The organism is Pseudomonas sp. UME65, from assembly GCF_014170225.1.
Classification (GTDB): Bacteria; Pseudomonadota; Gammaproteobacteria; order Pseudomonadales; family Pseudomonadaceae; genus Aquipseudomonas; species Aquipseudomonas protegens.
In genome coordinates, this window is sequence record NZ_LZZQ01000014.1 from 790374 (window position 1) to 806902 (window position 16529).

A 16529-nucleotide genomic window follows, 5' to 3' on the forward strand; every position below is an offset into this window, starting at 1 on the left:
GAATACCCAGCATAAAATCTCGATATAGCTTTGTTTTCGAGTATTCCTCTCAATTTTTTTCGACTGCTTGCCATCTCTCACCCCAGTGGTTAGGGTTGAGCACATGAAAACCTCTCACACCCTCATTCAGCGTCGTCAACACCGGAGCCTCTGCCTCGTCAGCGCACGACTGCCAGGCTGAATCGCGGTGCCTCATCCCCCTGCGTCAACCTCACTCTTGACTCACCGGCAGGCCGCCTCTTTTCGGCCCGGACAATAAGGATTTCTCCATGACCATGCTCAAAGACCCATCCTCCAAGTACCGCGCGTTCCCGACCATCAACTTGCCGGACCGTACCTGGCCGTCGAAAACCATCACCAGCGCGCCGATCTGGTGCAGTTCGGACCTGCGTGATGGCAACCAGTCGTTGATCGAACCGATGGATGCCGTCAAGAAGCTGCGCTTCTGGAAGACCCTGGTGGCTGTGGGTGTGAAGGAAATCGAAGCTTCTTTCCCGGCCGCTTCGCAAACCGACTTCGACTTCGTGCGCACCCTGATCGAAGGCGGCCACATTCCGGACGACACCACCATCCAGGTATTGACCCAGGCCCGCGAAGACTTGATCGCCCGCACCTTCGAGTCCTTGCGTGGAGCGAAAAAGGCCATCGTCCACCTGTACAACGCCACCAGCCCTTCGTTCCGCCGCATTGTCTTCAACCAGGACAAGGCCGGTGTGAAAGAGATCGCGGTGAATGCGGCCAAGCTGTTCGTCAAATACGCCGCCCAGCAACCGGAAACCCAGTGGCAGTTCGAGTACTCGCCAGAGACCTTCAGCGCCACCGAGCTGGAGTTCGCCAAGGAAGTCTGCGACGCCGTGGTGGAAGTCTGGAACGCCACGCCAAGCAACAAGGTGATCCTCAACCTGCCGGCCACCGTTGAAGTCGCCACACCGAACATCTACGCCGACCAGATCGAGTGGTTCTGCCGCAACATCAACCGTCGTGACAGCGTGCTCATCAGCCTGCACACCCACAACGACCGCGGCACGGGCGTGGCCGCCACCGAGCTGGGCCTGATGGCCGGCGCCGACCGTGTCGAAGGCTGCCTGTTCGGCAACGGCGAGCGTACCGGTAACGTCGACCTGGTCACCGTGGCCTTGAACCTCTACACCCAGGGTGTAAACCCTGAACTGGATTTCTCCGACATCGACGGCGTGCGCAAAGTCGTGGAAGAGTGCAACCAGATTGCCGTGCACCCGCGTCACCCTTATGTCGGCGACCTGGTCCACACCGCGTTCTCCGGCTCGCACCAGGACGCGATCCGCAAGGGCTTCGCCCAGCAGAAAGCCGATGGCTTGTGGGAGGTGCCGTACTTGCCGATCGACCCGGCCGATATCGGTCGCAGCTACGAGGCGGTGATCCGCGTCAACAGCCAGTCGGGCAAGGGTGGTATCGCCTACCTGCTCGAGCAGGAATACGGCATCAGCTTGCCACGCCGCATGCAGATCGAGTTCAGCCAGGTGGTGCAGCGGGAAACCGACCGCCTGGGCCTGGAAATGACCGCCCAGCAGATCCACGCGCTGTTGCACAGCGAGTACTTGCAGGCCAACACTCCCTACGCGCTGGTCAGCCATCGCTTGCAGGAAGAGAACGGCCACAGCGCCGTGGAAGTGGAAGTCTCGAGCAAGGGCCAGGGCGAGACCAACCTCAGCTGGCGCGGCAAGGGCAACGGTGCCCTGGAAGCGCTGGTAGCCGGGCTGCCGGTTCCGGTGGAGATCATGGACTACAACGAGCACGCCATCGGCGCCGGCACCAACGCCAAGGCGGCGGCCTACATCGAACTGCGGGTCAACGGTGAGCGCGCCGTGCACGGCGTCGGTATCGACGAAAACATCACCACCGCCAGCTTCAAGGCGCTGTTCAGTGCGCTGAACCGCTCCTTGAGCGAGCAGCAGGCCAAGGCAGCCTAAAGGCTGCCAAAAGCAAAAGGCCCCGAGGAGCTCGACTCCCCGGGGCCTTTTTTATGCAGGAACAGATAACACCAGCTAAATGTCAGCAACGACTGTTTCAGGCATGCACATCAACGCTGAACATGGCTTGCAGCAAAGCCGCCTGCAGCACCTGCAAGGTGCTGTTGGTCACGGCGATCTGCGCCTGGACTTCCATCACCTGCTGGGCTTTCTGTTCGTCGCTGGCCTGGCCCTTCTGCACATTGGCCAATTGGGCCTGCTGTTCGGTCAGGGTTTTCTGGGTCTGCTCGATCTGTTTCTGCAGCGCCTTGACCGGATCACCACCGGCCTTTACCGCATCGATATTGGCATCGCCAGAGTTGACCCGCAGCTCCTTATCCTGACCGTCCTTGCTGTCATCCACCGGCGCCAGCGGGCTGGCGCTGTTGCCTTCGGCTTCAGTCGAAGCAGTTTTGGGTGCCGACAGGGGGTAAGGATTGACGATGGTGGCAGTGATGGTAGTCATGGTTGATTCCTCCTGAACTGATCCTGCTATCGGCCTTCACCCTCGAAGCTTGATATTCACAACCTGTAAAAAAGTGTGCAGTGCCGAAGCGATCCTAAGTGAACATGAAGGTATCGGCGTCGAGGTTCGCCGGAAAACGCGCACGGTAAGCCGCCAGTTCACCCGCGTTCAGGCACACCTGGAAGACGCCATCGGCCTCTCCGGCGCTGAGCAGGGTTTCGCCCTGATAGTCCAGAACCTGGCTGTCTCCGGTATAGGCAAAGCCCTTGCCGTCGGTGCCCACCCGGTTCACCGCCGCAACGTAGCAGAGGTTTTCAATGGCCCGGGCTGGCAGCAGGCGATTCCAGTGCAGGCGGCGGGCACCCGGCCAATTGGCGGTGTAGAGCAGCAGGTCGGTGTCCTGGGCGTCCCGGCTCCACACCGGGAACCGCAGGTCGTAGCAGATCAGCGGGCGAATACGCCAACCCTTGAGCTCGAACTGTACCTGCCGTTCCCCCGGCGTGTAGTGATTGTGCTCGCCGGCCATGCGAAACAGGTGGCGCTTGTCGTAGTGCCAGACCTCACCGTCAGGGCGCGCCCACAGCAAGCGATTGCGATGGCTGCCATCCGCTGCCTGGATTATCACGCTGCCGGTGATCACCGCATTCAGCTTTTTCGCCTGGCCACGTAGCCATTTGCTGGTAGGGCCATTCTCCGCTTCCGCGAGAGTCGCGGATTCCATGGAGAATCCGGTGGTAAACATTTCCGGCAGGATGATCAGATCTGCACCACGGGCCTGCTCCAGCAACTGCTCGAAATGCTCGAAGTTGGCCTGGCGGTCGTGCCAGGCCAGGGTGGTCTGGATCAGGGCCAGATTCAGATCGGGTAATGCACTCAGATCACGCATAGTTTCTCCGCTGCTTGGCGCAACGTCTCCTCGCGCTTGGCAAAACACAGACGCACCAGGCGCTGCCCCTGGGGCGGCTGCTGATAGAACACCGACACCGGAATGGCCGCCACGCCGTGTTCGCGGGTCATCCATATCGCCATGTCGACATCATTCAAGTCTGGACGAATCTGCGAATAGTCCACCAATTGAAAATAGGTACCCGACACCCGGTTGAAGCTGAAACGCGAGGCGCTCAGCAGATCGCAGAACAGATCACGCTTGGCCTGGTAAAAGGCCGGCAACTCTTCGACATGTTCCGGGTGGTCGGCCATGAAGTCCGCCAGAGCGTACTGCAAAGGCGTGACCCCGCAGAAGCTGACATATTGATGCACCTTGCGCAGCTCGGCGCTCAGGGCCGGTGGTGCAACCACATAACCGGTCTTCCAGCCGGTCACGTGGTAGGTCTTGCCGAACGAGCTGACCACGAAGGCCCGCTGATACAGCTCCTCATGGGCCAGCACACTGACATGGGGTACGCCATCGAACACCAGGTGTTCGTAGACCTCGTCACTGACCAGATAAATATCGCGATCACGGATCAGGGCGGCCAACTGGTCCAGCTCGGCGCGGCTGATCAAGGCACCACTGGGGTTGTGCGGCGAATTGAGGATGATCATCCGCGTGCGCGGACTCAGGGCTTCACCGAGTTTCTGCCAATCGAGGGCAAAGCCCTGCCCGGCCAACGGCACATGCACACAACGCCCACCGGCCAGCTCCACCGACGGCTCATAGCTGTCGTAACTGGGGTCGAACACAATGACTTCGTCACCGCGCTGGATCACCGCCTGGATGGCACAGAAGATTGCCTGGGTCGCACCGGGGGTGATGGTCACCTCAGCGTCCGCATCGACCTGGACGCCATAGCTGCGGGCGATTTTCGCGGCGACCTGCTGGCGCAGTGCCGGTAGGCCGGTCATGGGTGCGTACTGGTTATGGCCATTGGCGGCATGCCAGCCAAGCGCATCACGCAGGGCTTGCGGGCCATCGAAATCAGGAAAGCCCTGGGACAGGTTGAGCGCTCCGGTTTCCACCGCGAGCTGGGACATTTGCGTGAAGATGGTGGTGCCGACATTCGGCAACTTACTGATGATCATGAGGATTCCCTGCTGAGCAGTCCGCACTACGGCGGCGCGGAGGTCCCCGAGAATAGCCCAAACGCCAGGCATGAAAAAGGGCGCCCGGGGCGCCCTCTTATCCACACAGATCCCGTAGGAACTGGCTTGCCAGCGAAGCTCTGAAGCAGGTCCGGAGCTTCACCGGCAAGCCGGCCCCTAAGCCGGTCAGCGCTTGTCGCGGCGCTTCTTGTCGGCCTTCTTGTGGTGCGACATCAAGCGACGCTTCTTGTTGACCTGGCGGTCGGTCAGCGTGTTCTTGTTGCCTTCGTACGGGTTCTCGCCGCCCTTGAACTCGATGCGGATCGGCGTACCTACCAGCTTCAAGACTCGGCGGTAGGTGTTTTCCAGATAGCGCACATAAGACTTGGGCACCTTCTCCACCTGGTTGCCGTGGATCACGATCAGCGGCGGGTTGGCACCACCCAAGTGGGCGTAGCGCAGTTTGATCCGGCGATTGTTGACCATGGGCGGCGCGTGCTCGCCAACGGCATCTTCGAGGATCTGCGTCAGGCGGCTGGTGGGCCAGCGGGTTACCGCCGACTTGAAGGAGTTCTGCACCGACTGGTAGAGGTTGCCCACACCGGTACCGTGCAGCGCCGAGATGAAGTGGATATCGGCGAAGTCGACGAAGAACAGCCGGCGTTGCAGCTCGGTCTTCACATAGTCGCGCTCGCTCGGCTGCATGCCGTCCCACTTGTTCAGGGCGATCACCAGGGCCCGACCGGCTTCCAGGGCAAAGCCCAGCAGGTTCAGGTCGTGGTCCACCACACCTTCGCGGGCGTCCATGACGAAGATCACCACGTTGGCGTCCTTGATCGCCTGCAGCGTCTTGACCACCGAGAACTTTTCGACTTCCTCGTGGATCTTGCCGCGCTTGCGCACACCGGCGGTGTCGATCAGGGTGTACTTCTCGTCGTTGCGCTCGAACGGGATGTAGATACTGTCGCGGGTGGTGCCGGGCTGGTCATAGACGATCACCCGGTCTTCACCGAGCATGCGGTTGACCAGGGTCGACTTGCCGACGTTGGGACGACCGATGATGGCGATCTTGATCCCGTCCTTCTCGCTCGGGCCCGGAATGCGCTTGGCTTCCTCACCCTCGGCAACGATCTCTTCCTCGCCTTCTTCCGGCTCGTCAGCGTCATCCTTGGGGAATTCGCTCAGGGCGATTTCCAGCATCTGGGTGATACCGCGGCCATGAGCACCGGCGATCGGGATGGCATCGCCCATGCCCAGCGGCGCGAACTCGGCGCGGGCCATGTCCGGGTCGATGTTGTCGACCTTGTTGGCGATCACGTAGGAAGTCTTGTTACGTTTGCGCAGGTGCTCGCCGATCATCTGGTCGGCCGCGGTAAACCCGGCCTTGGCGTCCACCAGGAACAACACCACATCAGCTTCTTCGATGGCCAGCAGCGACTGCTCGGCCATCTTTTCATCCATGCCATGCTCGTCACCGGAGATACCGCCGGTGTCGATCAGAATATAGGTACGCCCTTGCCACTTGGCCTCACCGTATTGGCGATCACGGGTCAGACCGGACAGGTCGCCGACAATGGCGTCGCGAGTCCGAGTCAGGCGGTTGAACAAGGTGGACTTGCCGACGTTAGGTCGGCCCACCAGGGCGATTACGGGAACCATGCGGCTCTCCACTGCGTTAATTCAGAAAATACAAAAGCCGCTGCGAGGCAGCGGCTGGTGCTCGGGGCAGCACTGTAGGAGCGAGCGTGCTCGCGATTAACTCCATGGCGCCGCGCTCGTCCAGCAAGCTGGCGTCACCTGGCATCCATCGCGAGCACGCTCGCTCCTGCAGTTCGCTTGGGGATCACCCCAAGCATAGTCAAACCATTACTTGATGGTCAGGGCTTCCAGTTTGCCGCTGTTGCCATACACATAAATCATGTCGCCCACCACCAGCGGACGAGCACGCAGGCCGTCGCTATCGATGCGCGTACGACCGACGAAGCGACCGTCAACCTGGCTCAGCAGGTGCAGGTAACCTTCCAGGTCGCCCACGGCTACGTAGCTGGAGAAGACTTCCGGTGCCGACAGTTGGCGGCGAGCCAGGGAGTCGTTGCTCCACAGCGCGGTAGTCGAACGCTCGTCCACGCCTTCCACGGTACCCGAGGACAGGCTGACATAAACGCTGCCGAACCCTTGGGCCACACCGGCGTAGCTGGAAGCATCACGCTGCCACAGCGGACGGCCGCTCTCCAGGTCCAGGGCAACCACACGCCCCTGGTAGCTGGCAACGTACAGGGTGCCACCGGACAGCAGCAGGCCACCGTCGATGTCCACGACCCGATCCAGTTCGGAACGGCCTTGTGGAATGGCTACACGCTGCTCCCACACCGGCACGCCGTTGCGAATATCCAGCGCGACCACCTTGCCGGTGGATAGACCGGCCAGGGCCAGACGGTTGGTCGCCAACGGCGCACTGGTGCCCCGCAGGGTCAACACCGCTGGAGTGCTGTCGTAGAGCCAGATCTGGTGACCGGTGCTGGCTTCAAGGCCAATCACGCGGTCGTCCTGAGTCTGCACCACCACCACGTCACCGTTGGTAGCTGGCGGAGCCAGCACTTCACTGGTCACACGGGCACGCCATTTCTCTTCACCGCTGGAGGCATCCAGGGCAACCACTTCGCCTTTCAGAGTGCCGATCATGACCAACCCATAACCCACGCCCACGGCGCCGGAAACAGGCAGTTCGAGATCTTTCTTCCATTTGACGTCGCCGTTCATGCGATCCATGGAAACCACCACGCCGGTCACGTCAGCGGCATAGATGGTGTCACCATCGATGGCTGGCACCAGCATGTTATAGGTTTCGCCCTGACCGTCACCGATCGAACGGCTCCACTGCTTCTGCAGGACCACTTCTTCTTTGAAGTCGACCAGTTCCGCCGGTGGCAGTTCTTTCTTGCTGTTGCTGCTGCAACCCGCGGCCAACAAGGCCAGAGCCAGCAATGCTGCATGTTTCCAACGGATCACGTCATGCATCCCCTTTGGCCAGGTCGTCCAGCTTGATTTGTAGGCCACCGACTGCCGCTTCATCCGAGAGCGCCGCCTTGGCTTTTTGGTATGCCGCATGGGCTTCGTCCACACGGCCCAGCTGGACCAGCAGATCGCCCTTGAGTTCTTCACGAGTCGCCAGGAATGCCTTGTCGGCATCGCCGTCGAGCAGCTTCAGAGCCTCGTCGGCCTTGTTCTGCGCCGCCAGTACCTGTGCCAGGCGCTGACGCGCCACTTCACCCAGGGTCGGGTTGGCGGGCTTGTCGGCCACGGCCTTGAGCTGTGCCGCTGCATCGTCCAGCTTGCCGGTGTCTACTGCCACCTTGGCCACGAACAGGTTGCCGTACTGCGCGTAGGCAGTACCGCCGAACTCGCTGTTGAGCTTGCCCGCCAGGTCCGTAACACGAGCCGCATCCGGCTTGCCATCCGGCGTCAGGGTAGTTTCCAGCAGTTGCTGATAGAGCACCGAAGCGCCTTGCGACTGATTGTTCTGATACTTGTGCCAGGCTTGCCAGCCGAACACGATAACCAGGGCCAGCAGGCCGCCAGTCACCAGGGGTTTGCCGTTACGCTGCCACCAGTCTTTCAATTCCGCCAGCTGTTCATCTTCGGTACTCGACACCCCAATACTCCTTATTCGCTAAATCGGCTGTTTGACAGCTTCAACCCTGCACGACGCAGGTGGCCAGGTGCGCAGCGAGTGCATCCCAGGCAATGCTTTGTTGTTCGCCCTGGCCACGCAGGGGTTTGAAACCTACCACTTGCTGGGCCAGTTCGTCGTCACCGAGGATCAGCGCATACAGCGCGCCGCTCTTGTCGGCCTTCTTGAATTGGCTCTTGAAGCTGCCGGCACCGGCATTGATCTGCAGACGCAGGTTCGGCAATTGATCGCGAACACGCTCGCTCAGCGCCAGCGCAGCCAGTTCGGCGGCCTCACCGAAGGCGCAGAGGTAAACGTCGACCTGGCGCGAGATTTCTTCCGGGACCTGCTCCAGGGTTTCCAGCAGCAGCACCAGACGCTCGATCCCCATGGCAAAGCCAACGCCCGAGGTAGGCTTGCCGCCCATCTGCTCCACCAGGCCATCGTAACGGCCACCGGCACAGACAGTGCCCTGGGCACCGAGCTTGTCGGTGACCCATTCGAAAACGGTCTTGCTGTAGTAATCCAGCCCACGCACCAGCTTGGGGTTGATCACATAGGGGATACCCGCAGCATCCAGGCGGGCCTTGAGGCCTTCGAAGTGCACGCGGGACTCTTCGTCCAGGTAGTCGGCCAGCTTGGGCGCCTCCACCAGCACGGCTTGAGTGTCCGGGTTCTTGGTATCCAGCACCCGCAGCGGGTTGGTCTTCAGGCGGCGCTGGCTGTCTTCGTCCAGCTTGTCCACGCGCGCCGACAGGAACTCCACCAGCGCGTCGCGATAGCGCGCGCGCGCTTCGGCGGTACCCAGGCTGTTGAGTTCGAGCTTGACCGCATCACGGATGCCCAGCTCGCCCCACAGGCGCCAGGTCAGCACGATCAGTTCAGCATCGATGTCCGGCCCGTCGAGGTTGAATACCTCGCAACCGATCTGGTGGAACTGGCGATAACGGCCTTTCTGCGGGCGCTCGTGACGGAACATCGGGCCGATGTACCACAGCTTCTGCACCTGGCCACCGCCGGTAATGCCGTGCTCCAGCACTGCACGGACACAGGCAGCGGTGCCTTCCGGACGCAGGGTGAGGGAGTCGCCGTTGCGATCCTCGAAGGTGTACATCTCTTTTTCGACGATGTCGGTCACTTCACCGATGGAGCGCTTGAACAGCTCGGTGAACTCGACGATCGGCATGCGGATCTGCTTGTAACCGTAGTTATCCAGCAGGCACGCCACAGTACCCTCGAAATAACGCCACAGGGGCGTCTGCTCGGGCAGGATGTCATTCATGCCACGAATGGCTTGCAGAGACTTGCTCACAAAAAATCCTTAAATACGTTCGGTTAGCCGCGAGCGATCAGCGCTGCGTCGGCCTCGACCTTTTCGGCCGCCTTCTGCCGGATCAGCTTTTCAAGCTCGTCCACCAGATTGTCATTGGTCAGTTTCTGTGCCGGCTTGCCATCGATGTAGATCAGGTTCGGTGTACCACCGGTCAGGCCGATGTGCGCCTCTTTGGCTTCACCCGGACCGTTGACCACGCAACCGATCACTGCAACATCCAACGGCACCAACAGGTCTTCAAGCCGTCCTTCCAGTTCGTTCATGGTTTTCACCACATCGAAGTTCTGCCGCGAGCAGCTCGGGCAGGCGATGAAGTTGATGCCACGGGAACGCAGGTGCAGGGACTTGAGAATGTCGTAGCCGACCTTCACTTCCTCAACCGGGTCGGCCGCCAGCGAAATGCGAATGGTATCGCCAATTCCTTCGGCCAGCAGCATACCGAGGCCGACGGCGGATTTCACTGTGCCTGAACGCAAACCACCGGCTTCGGTGATCCCCAGGTGCAGGGGCTGGATGATTTCCTTGGCCAGCAGGCGGTAGGCCTCGACGGCCATGAACACGTCAGAGGCTTTCACGCTGACCTTGAAGTCCTTGAAATTCAGGCGTTCCAGGTGCTCTACGTGACGCAGCGCCGACTCCACCAATGCAGCCGGGGTCGGTTCGCCGTATTTTTTCTGCAGGTCTTTTTCCAGGGAACCGGCGTTGACCCCGATACGGATCGGGATCCCGCGATCACGGGCAGCATCCACCACCGCGCGTACCCGGTCTTCACGACCGATATTGCCCGGGTTGATCCGCAGGCAATCGACGCCCAGTTCGGCCACACGCAGCGCGATCTTGTAGTCGAAGTGGATGTCGGCCACCAGCGGTACCTTGACCTGCTGCTTGATCCGGCCGAACGCCTCGGCGGCGTCCATGTCCGGCACCGAAACCCGCACGATATCGACACCGGCGGCTTCCAGGCGGTTGATCTGGGCGACGGTTGCGGCCACGTCGTTGGTGTCGCTGTTGGTCATGCTCTGCACCGCAATCGGGGCATCGCCTCCGACCGGTACCGAGCCGACCCAGATCTTGCGGGATTCGCGACGCTTGATTGGAGATTCGCCGTGCATGACTTATTGACCTAACTTCAGGCGAGCAGTCTCGCCACTGGTGAACGGGGCGATATCCACCGCCTGACCGTTGTAAGTGATTTGTGCGCCACGGGCATAGCCCAGACGTACGGCAAAAGGCGGCTTGCCGCTGACATCGACATTTTCACCCTTGCGCTTGAGGGCGCTGAGCAGAACCTTGCCGTTGGCATCGATGACCTGGGCCCAGCAGTCGGCGCTGAACTGGATCTGTACCTGGCCCGCGCCTGCAACTGCAGTTGCCGCAGCGCTGCCCGGTGCAACCGCAGCAGCAGGCGCGGTCGGCGTGACAGGCGCTTGCGCCACGGCAGCCGGTGCGACAGGCGCCGGAGCCGGCGCGTTGTGCACGGGAGCTGCGGGGACGGACGCAGTGGCAGCCGGTGCCGGAGCGGTCGAAACGGCTGGGGCGGCAGGAGTCTCGCTCGCTGCCTGGCCTTCGCTTTGAGCGGCGTTGTCCAGCGCCTCGCTCTGCCCCTCGGCAACCGCTTGGTCTTCGGGCTCGTCGATAGGATGAATCTGGGTAGTGCCGTCGGCGCCTTCGACCTCGACATGCTCGGGGCTCAGGGAGACCGGCTCCTTGCCGCGCTGGGAGGACTGATCCTGCCACCAGATGAAACCGCCACCAACCACCGCCACCAGCAGCAGCAAACTGACAATGCGCAAGATAGTGTGGGAAACCCGCACCGGCTCTTCGATGCGCCCCAGGGCATGGACGCTGCTGCCCTGGGAGTCGGTACCGGTGTATTGATCGAACTCCTGGACCAGTACCGCCTGATCCATGCCCAGCAATTTGGCGTAGGCACGAATATAGCCACGGGCGAAAGTGTGCCCCGGCAGCTTGTCGAAGGCGCCAGCTTCCAGGTTGCTCAGGGAGCTCACGGTGAGGTTGAGCTTGTGGGCCACTTCGGCCAGCGACCAACCATTGCTTTCGCGGGCCTGACGCAGGGTCTCACCGGGGTTTACGCGAGTCACTGCTTGAACTTCGGGATGGGCCGCTTTCATCATTGCTCCGACAGGTATTGCTGATATTCCGGCGTACCGGGATAAAGTCGTTTTAGTTGCAGACCGTAACTGGCGGCCTTGTCGCGATCTTCGAACACCGTTGCCAGCCGAACGCCGAGCAATAGACTACGTGCATTTTGCTCGCCGAGCAGGCTAAAACGATCGTAATAGTCGCGCGCGGGCACATAATGCCTGTCTTCGTAAGACAACTCAGCCATTTCCAGCAATGCACGGGGCTGTTGATGATTGAGACGCAAGGCCTTTTCCAGCTGCAGCTGGGCCAGATCACGCTGGCCGAGCCTTGAAGCGGTCATGCCGAGGTTTTCAAACACTCGGGAACGTTCGGGGTACAGAGTATCAGCAGCGGCTTGCTCAAAGCGCTGATAAGCCTCTTTGTAACGTTTTTCCTGGAACAGAAAGCTGCCGTAGTTATTGAGGATCCGGGCACTCTCCGGACGCGCCGCCAGGGCCTGGCGAAAATGCTCGTCGGCCAGGGCCGGTTCCATCTCGGCCTGGAACACCAGTGCAAGGGCAGCATTGGCGTCGGCATCGGCGGGGGCCAGTTCCAGGGCTTTCTTCAGTGGCACCTTGGCCCGCTCGCTCATGCCCTGCTGCAAGTAGCCCAGGCCCAACTGCACATAGGCCTCGCGCGCCTCGTCGCGCCCCTTGCTGGTGTTCATCGGGTTGGAATCACCCGACAGAACACAGCCAGCACACAGGCTGGCAACAAGCAGGAGCAGCGCAAAGCGCAGGGCCATGGAGATCCTCTCTCAGGTACGGGTTGCGGCGCTTTGCGGCATATCGGCGTCGGCGCTCAACTCACGCACGGCGATATAGCGTTCGCTACGACGGGTGCGGTCCAGCACCTGCCCGACCAACTGACCGCAGGCGGCATCGATGTCTTCACCACGCGTGGTGCGCACGGTGACGTTGAAACCGGCGTGATGCAGCTGGTCCTGGAAGCGACGAATGGCATTGTTGCTCGGACGCTCGTACCCGGAATGCGGGAACGGGTTGAACGGGATCAGGTTGATCTTGCACGGTACATCCTTGAGCAGCTCGATCATCTCCACCGCGTGCTCAAGCTTGTCGTTGACGTCTTTGAGGAGGGTGTACTCGATGGTCAGCACACGCTTCTCACCCAGGGCCGACATGTAGCGCTGGCAGGACTCGAGCAGCATCTTCAGCGGGTACTTCTTGTTGATCGGTACCAGCTGGTTGCGCAGCGCATCATTGGGTGCGTGCAGAGACAACGCCAGCGAGACGTCGATGTGCTTGGCCAGCTCATCGATCATCGGCACCACGCCGGAGGTCGACAGGGTCACCCGGCGCTTGGAGATGCCGTAGCCCAGGTCGTCCATCATCAGGTGCATGGCAGCAATGACGTTGTCGAAGTTCAGCAGCGGCTCACCCATGCCCATCATCACCACGTTGGTGATGGCACGGTCGACGGTCGCCGGGACGCTGCCAAAGGATTTGTTGGCAATCCACACCTGGCCGATGACTTCGGCGGCGGTGAGGTTGCTATTGAAGCCTTGCTTGCCGGTGGAGCAGAAACTGCAATCCAGGGCACAGCCCGCCTGGGACGAAACGCACAGAGTGCCGCGCTTGCCCTGGGGAATGTAGACGGTCTCGACGCAGCTGCCGGACGCCACGCGCACCACCCATTTACGGGTGCCGTCGCTGGAGATGTCCTCGCTGACCACTTCCGGACCGCGAATCTCGGCAACAGCCTTGAGCTTTTCGCGCAAGGCCTTGCCGACATTCGTCATGGCGTCGAAATCATCGACGCCAAAGTGGTGAATCCATTTCATTACCTGACCGGCACGGAAACGCTTCTCCCCGATTGAGTCGAAGAATTTCTCCATTTCCGGTTGAGTAAGCCCCAACAGGTTAGTTTTGCCGATCGATGCAGTCATGGTTTCACCTCTCACGCGCAAGCCTTACTCAGCGAGCGGTTACTTCAGTAGCTGCGAAGAAGTAAGCGATTTCGCGAGCAGCGGCAGCTTCGGAGTCCGAACCGTGAACGGCGTTGGCGTCGATGGACTCGGCGAAGTCAGCACGGATGGTGCCGGCAGCAGCTTCTTTAGGGTTGGTGGCGCCCATCAGCTCACGGTTGCGAACGATGGCGTTTTCGCCTTCCAGAACCTGAACAACAACCGGGCCGGAAGTCATGAAGGCAACCAGTTCGCCGAAGAAGCCACGCTCGCTGTGCTCAGCGTAGAAGCCTTCAGCTTCAGCCTTGGACAGTTGCTTCATTTTCGAAGCTACAACGCGCAGGCCGGCTTCTTCAAAACGGGAAACGATCTTGCCGATAACGTTTTTTGCAACAGCGTCAGGCTTGATGATGGAGAAAGTACGTTGAACAGCCATGGTGTAACTCCAGAAACGGTGATTAAAGCGAAAAATTAAACCCGCGAATTATACGCGGGTTTATAGGGATTGCCTAACTGCGTAGCCCGCGGATTCAGTCAGCTTCGTCGATCCAGGCGGCCTGAATTGCTTCAAGAACCTTCTCGCCTCCGCGAGCCGGATCGTCGCTGAACTCCGGCAGTGCCAGAACCCATTGGTGCAGATCGACAAAGTTCACATAACGCGGATCCACATCCGGCTTGGACTCAGCCAGTTGGATCGCGATTTCCAGTACATCAACCCACTTGAGGCTCATGCCAGTTCCTTGAAATCAGTGCGGCGCTTCGGCTGCATGGTTGAGCGAGTATTTTGGAATTTCGACGGTCAGGTCTTCATCGCCGACGATGGCCTGGCAGGACAGGCGCGACTGCGCTTCCAGGCCCCAGGCCTTGTCCAGCAGGTCTTCTTCCAGCTCGTCAGCCTCGTTCAGCGAGTCGAAGCCTTCACGAATGATGCAATGGCAGGTGGTGCAGGCACAGACGCCGCCACAGGCACTTTCGATCTCGATGTGGTTGTCATGCGCCACCTCGAGCACCGAGACGCCAGGCTCGACCTCTACAACCAGGCCGTCCGGACAGAACACGGCGTGTGGCAGAAAAATGATCTGCGGCATCAGTTATTCCTCGATTTCATTCAGGTTGCGCCCCGCCAGCGCGGCTTTCACCGTCGAATCCAGGCGTCGGGCAGCAAAGGCATCGGTCACTTGCGACAGACGCTTGGTCTGCTGCTCGATGGCGTAACCATCGGTACCACGCATCAATTCACTCAATTCCTGCATCTGCAACTCGATGACCATGCGTTCTTCGGCATCCAGCAGACGCTCGCCATCGGCGTCCAGGGCACCTTGCACCGCCTCGATCAGGCGCTGAGCATCAACCTGCTGCTCGCGCAGTACACGGGCCACCTTGTCGTCGCCGGCGTACTGGAAGGAATCCTTGAGCATCTTGGCGATCTCGCCGTCGGTCAGACCGTAGGATGGCTTGACCTGGATGCTGGCTTCGACGCCCGAACCCAGCTCTCGCGCAGAAACGCTGAGCAGGCCATCGGCGTCGACCTGGAAGGTCACGCGGATCTTCGCCGCACCGGCCACCATCGGTGGGATGCCGCGCAATTCGAAACGCGCCAGGGAGCGGCAGTCGCTGATCAGCTCGCGCTCGCCTTGCAGCACATGAACCATCATGGCCGTCTGGCCATCCTTGTAGGTGGTGAAGTCCTGGGCACGGGCAACCGGAATGGTGGTGTTGCGCGGAATCACCTTCTCCATCAGCCCGCCCATGGTTTCCAACCCCAGGGACAGCGGAATCACGTCCAGCAGCAGCAATTCGCCGCCTTCGCGCTTGTTGCCGGCCAAGGTATCGGCCTGGATCGCGGCCCCAATGGCCACCACTTGATCCGGATCGATCTCGGTCAACGGCTGGCGACCGAACATTTCAGCCACCGCCTCACGCACACGCGGCACACGGGTCGAACCGCCCACCATGACCACCGCCTGCACTTCATCCAATTCGACATTGGAATCGCGTACAGCACGACGACAGGCCTTGAGGCTGCGGGCAACCATCGGCTCGATCAGGGCGTCGAAGGCGTCGCGAGTCAGGGTGGCACGCCAATCGCCATACACCACTTCCACGGACGCGGCGCCGGTCAAGGCTTCCTTGGCTGCACAAGCGGCTTGCAACAGACTGCGCTGGGTACCCGGGTCGAGGTCGGCGGACAGGCCCGCGCCCTCGATGATCCAGCCGGCAATGGCGTGATCGAAGTCATCGCCGCCCAGAGCAGTATCGCCACCGGTAGCCAAGACTTCGAAGACGCCGCCGGTCAGGCGCAGAATGGAAATATCGAAGGTGCCGCCACCCAAGTCATAGATCGCCACCACGCCTTCGGCGTGCTGATCCAGACCATAAGCCACAGCCGCCGCGGTCGGCTCGTTGAGCAGGCGCAGCACATTCAGGCCGGCCAGCTTGGCCGCATCCTTGGTGGCTTGACGCTGGGCGTCGTCGAAATAGGCAGGAACGGTGATGACCGCACCTACCAGCTCGCCACCCAGGGCCGCCTCAGCACGCTGACGCAACACCTTGAGCACTTCAGCCGATACTTCCACCGGGCTTTTCGGCCCCTGGATGGTCTCGATGAACGGCATGTGCGACTCGCCCTCGACGAAGCGATAGGGCAGTTGCTCACCCAGCTGCTTGACGTCGGACAGGCCACGCCCCATCAGGCGCTTGACCGAAAGCACGGTGTTCAAAGGGTCGGTAGGTGCAGCCAGGCGGGCCGACTCGCCCACCTCGACGCGGTCGGCGTGATAACGCACCGCGGACGGCAGAATCACCTGCCCCTGCGCGTCGGCCAGCGGCTCGGAAAGACCACTGCGCAAGGCAGCGACCAGCGAATTGGTAGTGCCCAAGTCGATCCCCACAGCCAGGCGACGCTGGTGCGGTTGAGGACTTTGGCCGGGTTCGGCGATCTGCAGTAGGGCCATGCTTATCTGGACTTATCTGTATATCAG

Annotated in this window: 16 protein-coding genes; 1 reads left to right on the forward strand and 15 read right to left on the reverse strand. The window is 61.0% G+C overall.

Features of this window, described 5'->3' with window-relative positions; all coding sequences use genetic code 11:
• Window positions 1-269 precede the first annotated feature (269 nt).
• Window positions 270-1949, forward strand: coding sequence for a 2-isopropylmalate synthase (gene leuA / locus A9971_RS23755; RefSeq protein WP_011063199.1), 1680 nt, complete (start codon window positions 270-272; stop codon window positions 1947-1949).
• Between the two features lie 97 nt (window positions 1950-2046).
• Here leuA and A9971_RS23760 read toward each other — a convergent pair whose 3' ends face one another.
• The 15 genes from A9971_RS23760 to hscA form a co-directional block, all read right to left on the reverse strand.
• A complete protein-coding gene (locus A9971_RS23760) occupies window positions 2047-2454 on the reverse strand; it encodes a hypothetical protein (protein WP_011063200.1) in 408 nt (135 codons plus the stop codon).
• A gap of 94 nt (window positions 2455-2548) precedes the next feature.
• Window positions 2549-3340 (reverse strand): amidohydrolase, encoded by a 792-nt coding sequence (locus A9971_RS23765; RefSeq protein ID WP_011063201.1) that lies wholly within the window; start codon window positions 3338-3340, stop codon window positions 2549-2551.
• Window positions 3328-4476, reverse strand: coding sequence for a pyridoxal phosphate-dependent aminotransferase (locus A9971_RS23770; protein WP_047337705.1), 1149 nt, complete (start codon window positions 4474-4476; stop codon window positions 3328-3330). The genes A9971_RS23765 and A9971_RS23770 overlap by 13 nt, the downstream gene beginning before the upstream one ends.
• A 186-nt stretch (window positions 4477-4662) precedes the next feature.
• On the reverse strand, window positions 4663-6135 hold the full coding sequence (gene der, locus A9971_RS23775; RefSeq protein WP_011063203.1) for a ribosome biogenesis GTPase Der: 1473 nt from the start codon (window positions 6133-6135) through the stop codon (window positions 4663-4665).
• A 207-nt stretch (window positions 6136-6342) separates the two neighbouring features.
• Window positions 6343-7494 (reverse strand): outer membrane protein assembly factor BamB, encoded by a 1152-nt coding sequence (bamB, locus tag A9971_RS23780; RefSeq protein WP_011063204.1) that lies wholly within the window; start codon window positions 7492-7494, stop codon window positions 6343-6345.
• The gene (locus tag A9971_RS23785) at window positions 7487-8128 is read right to left on the reverse strand and encodes a tetratricopeptide repeat protein (protein ID WP_011063205.1); all 642 of its coding nucleotides are present in this window, start codon (window positions 8126-8128) and stop codon (window positions 7487-7489) included. The genes bamB and A9971_RS23785 overlap by 8 nt, the downstream gene beginning before the upstream one ends.
• Before the next feature lie 40 nt (window positions 8129-8168).
• Entirely contained in the window at window positions 8169-9458 is a 1290-nt protein-coding gene (gene hisS / locus A9971_RS23790; RefSeq protein WP_183000046.1) for a histidine--tRNA ligase, read from the reverse strand.
• Window positions 9459-9481: 23 nt separating this feature from the next.
• Window positions 9482-10591 carry a flavodoxin-dependent (E)-4-hydroxy-3-methylbut-2-enyl-diphosphate synthase gene (gene ispG, locus A9971_RS23795; RefSeq protein ID WP_011063207.1) on the reverse strand — a complete coding sequence of 370 codons (1110 nt, stop codon included), beginning with the start codon at window positions 10589-10591 and terminating at the stop codon, window positions 9482-9484.
• 3 nt (window positions 10592-10594) lie between these two features.
• A complete protein-coding gene (locus A9971_RS23800; protein WP_015636879.1) occupies window positions 10595-11611 on the reverse strand; it encodes a RodZ domain-containing protein in 1017 nt (338 codons plus the stop codon).
• Window positions 11611-12369, reverse strand: a complete 759-nt coding sequence (gene pilW, locus A9971_RS23805; RefSeq protein WP_053153598.1) for a type IV pilus biogenesis/stability protein PilW — start codon at window positions 12367-12369, stop codon at window positions 11611-11613. The genes A9971_RS23800 and pilW overlap by 1 nt, the downstream gene beginning before the upstream one ends.
• Before the next feature lie 12 nt (window positions 12370-12381).
• Window positions 12382-13530, reverse strand: a complete 1149-nt coding sequence (rlmN, locus tag A9971_RS23810; protein WP_011063210.1) for a 23S rRNA (adenine(2503)-C(2))-methyltransferase RlmN — start codon at window positions 13528-13530, stop codon at window positions 12382-12384.
• A gap of 28 nt (window positions 13531-13558) precedes the next feature.
• Window positions 13559-13984, reverse strand: coding sequence for a nucleoside-diphosphate kinase (ndk, locus tag A9971_RS23815; protein WP_011063211.1), 426 nt, complete (start codon window positions 13982-13984; stop codon window positions 13559-13561).
• Window positions 13985-14078: 94 nt separating this feature from the next.
• Window positions 14079-14279, reverse strand: a complete 201-nt coding sequence (gene iscX, locus A9971_RS23820; RefSeq protein ID WP_011063212.1) for a Fe-S cluster assembly protein IscX — start codon at window positions 14277-14279, stop codon at window positions 14079-14081.
• 15 nt (window positions 14280-14294) lie between these two features.
• Window positions 14295-14636 carry an ISC system 2Fe-2S type ferredoxin gene (gene fdx, locus A9971_RS23825; RefSeq protein ID WP_011063213.1) on the reverse strand — a complete coding sequence of 114 codons (342 nt, stop codon included), beginning with the start codon at window positions 14634-14636 and terminating at the stop codon, window positions 14295-14297.
• A gap of 3 nt (window positions 14637-14639) precedes the next feature.
• A complete protein-coding gene (gene hscA, locus A9971_RS23830; protein ID WP_011063214.1) occupies window positions 14640-16502 on the reverse strand; it encodes a Fe-S protein assembly chaperone HscA in 1863 nt (620 codons plus the stop codon).
• Between the last annotated feature and the right edge of the window lie 27 nt (window positions 16503-16529).